Annotated in this window: 6 protein-coding genes; 1 reads left to right on the forward strand and 5 read right to left on the reverse strand. The window is 69.5% G+C overall.

The features are described 5' to 3' along the window. Window positions 1-10: 10 nt before the first annotated feature. From ACFTZB_RS43825 to ACFTZB_RS43835, 3 genes are all read right to left on the reverse strand, one after another. On the reverse strand, window positions 11-466 hold the full coding sequence (locus ACFTZB_RS43825) for a tellurite resistance TerB family protein (protein WP_072944086.1): 456 nt from the start codon (window positions 464-466) through the stop codon (window positions 11-13). A gap of 106 nt (window positions 467-572) precedes the next feature. Next, window positions 573-1217, reverse strand: a complete 645-nt coding sequence (locus tag ACFTZB_RS43830; RefSeq protein ID WP_378442000.1) for a DNA alkylation repair protein — start codon at window positions 1215-1217, stop codon at window positions 573-575. A gap of 103 nt (window positions 1218-1320) precedes the next feature. Next, a complete protein-coding gene (locus ACFTZB_RS43835) occupies window positions 1321-2064 on the reverse strand; it encodes a DUF429 domain-containing protein (protein ID WP_378441991.1) in 744 nt (247 codons plus the stop codon). Window positions 2065-2190: 126 nt separating this feature from the next. On the opposite strand from ACFTZB_RS43835, the gene ACFTZB_RS43840 reads away from it, so the two are divergent. Further along, the gene (locus ACFTZB_RS43840; RefSeq protein ID WP_378441994.1) at window positions 2191-2604 is read left to right on the forward strand and encodes a VOC family protein; all 414 of its coding nucleotides are present in this window, start codon (window positions 2191-2193) and stop codon (window positions 2602-2604) included. Here the strand turns inward: ACFTZB_RS43840 and ACFTZB_RS43845 are convergent. Both ACFTZB_RS43845 and ACFTZB_RS43850 read right to left on the reverse strand, forming a co-directional pair. Then, complete coding sequence (locus ACFTZB_RS43845) at window positions 2601-3758, reverse strand: M20 family metallopeptidase (RefSeq protein ID WP_378441996.1); 1158 nt, start codon at window positions 3756-3758, stop codon at window positions 2601-2603. The genes ACFTZB_RS43840 and ACFTZB_RS43845 overlap by 4 nt on opposite strands. Then, window positions 3755-3981, reverse strand: a 227-nt coding sequence (locus tag ACFTZB_RS43850; RefSeq protein ID WP_378441998.1) for a DUF1028 domain-containing protein, incomplete at its 5' end; no start/stop codon positions are given. The genes ACFTZB_RS43850 and ACFTZB_RS43845, both read right to left, overlap by 4 nt.

Here is a 3981-nt window from a genome sequence, read left to right on the forward strand (position 1 = left end):
ACCGTTCACCTCAGAGTTCGAATTCGGCCGGCGCGATGCCGACGGCGAAACAGGCGTCGCGCACCACGTTTCGCTCGTTCTGGTCGAAGTTGCCGTCGGCGCCGCCGATGACAATGCCGATCTGGATGACGGCCCGAGCCTGATCCTGCTTGGTCTTCAGCTTGGCGATGGTGGCGGTGGCCTCGATCTTGCCGAACTCGAAATCGGACTGCAGTTTGCTGCAGTACCAGTCGAACTTTTGACTCAGCTCGTCCGACGGGAACACACTGAGCGCCTCGTTGCTGGTGATCAGCCCCGCAGTCTTCTGCCGCTCGGACGGGTCGATGGTCCCGTCCGCCGCGGCGATGAGGGCGCACATGGCCATGGAGGCGTTGGCGAACTCCTTGTTCTGGAACTGCGCCGTCTTCGTCTTGAGCTGGCCGTTCATCTCGAACGCCTTTGCCTTCAGCTGATCCCAGAAAGCCATTGGACTCCTTCTTCGTGTGCCCACGCACGGTGCGTGTGGTGTCCAATTTGCCAGGTTTCGCGGGCGGACGTCGCCGCGGTCGGTCTACCAGCGCAGTCGCATGCGGCTAGCTCTGGGTCTGGCGGCGGACGATCTCGGTGATCCAGATCGGCGCGTACGGGGACGTGCAATTGGGCGGGGTCGGGTAGTCCTTCAGGACTTCGAGGCGTTCGCCGATGCCGATCGCGCGGGCACGAAGCTCGGGGTGATGGATGCCGATGTTGGCGAGGCATTCGTTCATCGCCCACTGCAGGCGGTCCGGCGCATCCTTCATGTGCGCCTCGATCAGGTCGAGGAGTTCGGGCAGATCGAGGTCGCCGGAGTCCTTCGCCACGCGGTCGCTGGTCAGCGCCCACCCCGCACTGGCGACGACCGGGTCGGCGTCGGCGAACCACGCGACGCGCAGTTCTTCGACGTGCGGGCTCTTCTTGACGACGTAGCTGACGAGCCAGCCGTGCACCTTGGGCACGCGTGCGTCGCGGAGCATGGCGTCCAGCTCGGACGCGGAGTACGCCTTGGGGCGGCAGATCAGGATCGCGACGAGACGGGCCGCGGTGTCACCCGTCCCCCACAGCTCACCGGCGAGGTCGTGCTGGGTCTTCAGACTCTTCGCGACTGCGCGCAGTTTGGTGAGGTTGACACCGTGATCGTCGCCGTGGCGTTCGTTCACGGCGCGAATCTTCGGATCTTCCAGGGCCGCCAGTTCCGCCATCACGTCGCCGACACTGGCCTGCGGTACCGCACGAGTCGCCACAACGATCTCCTCTACTTCTCCGCCCGACATCGCGCCCAGCTTACGTCGGGCCCCTGACCGTCTAGGGCCGCAGCGACTGCAGCCCCGCCGTCGGCACGTGAATCCACCCCTCCCGCTCGGCGACGTCGCGGTCGCCACCGTCGGGTAGTGCCGTGCAGCCGAGGGCCGCGGCCCGCGCGATGACGGCGGCCAGCACGGCGTCTAGCGCGTCGTCCGATTCACGGCAGATCGTCTGGAATGCACCGAGTTCCATCCAGTCCGCGGCCGCGAGGAACGCGTCGACCAACTCTCCCAACGTCACCCGGTTCTGCACGCTCTTGTACCCGCGTGACACCAGCCCCCAGGTGCGCAGCGCTGCCGCCGGATACGCCTCCACCACCCGCCCGTCGACGCGGCCGACGTCGACGCCCAGGTCGCCGAGTTCGGCGAGGATGCCGGCGCAGCGCAAGGCGACGTGGGCGATGAGGTCCGCCGACACGCTGAGCGGCGCTATTCCCGTCGCGGCCTGCACCACGAGGTCGGTGCGCCGCTTGGTCAGCGGACGACGCCCCTCGCGGTTGGCGAGACCGACGGTCGCGGGCAGTCGGCCGGCGTGGTGCTCGGACACCATCCGGACGAACGCGTCGGGCCAGCCGAACGGTGCGTCGATACCGGCCCTGTCGCACGCCAGGACAGCCTCGGCGATGGCATCGTTGCCGACTCCCAGCCGGATCGACTCGACGCGGGCCACGCCGTCGGACCAGTCGACGACGGCCAGGGCCGTCTTCCTCGGCTCGGCCGCAAGGTCGACTCCCACCGTGCGCACCGAACCAGGCTACGTCCGACGCGGTGGTGGAGCCTCGTCGCGTTCGTCGTTGTCCACCACCCGGCAGTGCCGGCTCGCTAGGGTCGAAAGAAGAGACCGATTCACCGGAGCAGAGAGTAGTCGCAGATGTCCAGTTTCCCGGGCCTCACCCACGTCGCGATCACCGTGTCCGACCTGGCGGCCAGCACCGCCTGGTACACAGCATTGTTCGGTTCGGCGCCCGTCCTGGACGAGGACGAGGAATCGGGGACGTTCCACCACACGGTGTTCGCCCTCGACGGGGGCATGCTCTTCGGCCTGCACACCCATCCCGACAGCGGCGCACCTACGAGGTTCGACGAACGGCAGGTCGGGCTCGACCACATCGCGTTCGCCTGTTCCCTCGACGCACTGCCCGGGTGGGTGGAGCGGCTCGACGCACTCGGAATCGAGCACGGGGGCATCAAGACGGCGCACTACGGGTCCGGAATTTCGTTCCGCGACCCCGACAACATTGCGCTGGAGTTCTTTGCGCCTCCGGCACCCGTGAGTACTTCCTAACGTCGGGCGGTTAACAAGTACTCACGGGTGGCGGAGCCGCGGGCGGCGTCGTGGAGGGTCAGGGCCAGCGCGAGGGCGCCGTCGACGGCGGCGCGGTCGGCGGCGGGTGCGGCGCTGGCCGCAGCGAACTCGGCCTGATGGTTGACGGCGGGTGCCGAGTCGATGCCGATGTAGGGGTGGATCGCGGGTATCACCTGCGAGACGTTGCCCATGTCGGTGGAGGCCCGGTTCATCAGCGAGTCCGGGCCGGTGCGGAACACGCGGCCGAGGCCCTCCGCGTGCCGGACGTACGACGCGAGCAGCGCTTCGTCGGTGCGGAACTCCGAGTACGGTTCGCTTTCCGGGGCGATGGTGAGTTCGCAGCCGGTGGCGACGGCGCCGGCCTCGAAGCAGCGGGCGACCCGGGGTTCGATGCGGGCCAGCTCGTCCAGGGTCTCGGCGCGCACGTACCAGCGGCCTTCGGTGCGCTGGGGGATGGCGTTGGGCGCTTCTCCCCCGCGGGTCATCATCCCGTGCACGCGCGCGCTCGACGGTAGCTGTTGCCGGAGCAGCCCGATGGCGACCTGGGCGACGGTGAACGCGTCGGCCGCGTTGACGCCGCGCTCGGGGTACGCCGCCGCGTGCGCGGCCTTGCCGTCGTACCGGATGTGGCTGTGGGACACCGCGTACGGCTCGGCACGGGCCACGTCGACGGGTCCGGGGTGGGCCATGACGGCGGCGTGGACGCCCTCGAACGACCCGCGTCGCAGCATCTCGATCTTGCCGCCCCCGCCCTCCTCGGCGGGGGTGCCGAGCACCGACAGGGTGATGCCGAGGTCGTCGACGAGCGGCGCGAGGGCCAGCGCCGTCCCCACCGAGATGGCGGAGATGACGTTGTGCCCGCACGCGTGGCCGAGGCCGGGGAGCGCATCGTATTCCGCGCACACCGCGAGGTGCAGCGGCCCGGTCCCGACGTGCGCGCGGAACGCGGTGGCCAGCCCGACGTACTGCTGCTCCACCGTGAAACCGGCGTCCGAGAGCACCCCGGCGACCCGCACGCACGAGCGTTCCTCCTCCCACGCGACCTCCGGGTGGGCGTGCAGGTCGTGGGACAGCGCCAGGATCCGGTCTTCGGCGCGCCTGACCCCGTCGCGAATCGCGGTGTCGGCGTTCACAGGTCACCCGGGACGCCGTAGGACGGGGCGGCCGTGGGGTCGACACCCCGCACCCGGTAGTCCCGCTTCTGCGGTTCCCACACCGTCCACAGCCGGCGCAGTTCGCCAACCGGGTCGTCGTGCCAGTCGACCCGCAGATCGGTGACGGCCCAGGGCACGTCCTCGACCACCTGCATTCCCGCGGAGTGCACGGGTCCGGCCTCGGGGCCCGCGGGGGGCGCGG

Origin of the sequence: Rhodococcus sp. NPDC057014 (genome assembly GCF_042673295.1) — a bacterium.
Taxonomy (GTDB): domain Bacteria; phylum Actinomycetota; class Actinomycetes; order Mycobacteriales; family Mycobacteriaceae; genus Rhodococcus_F.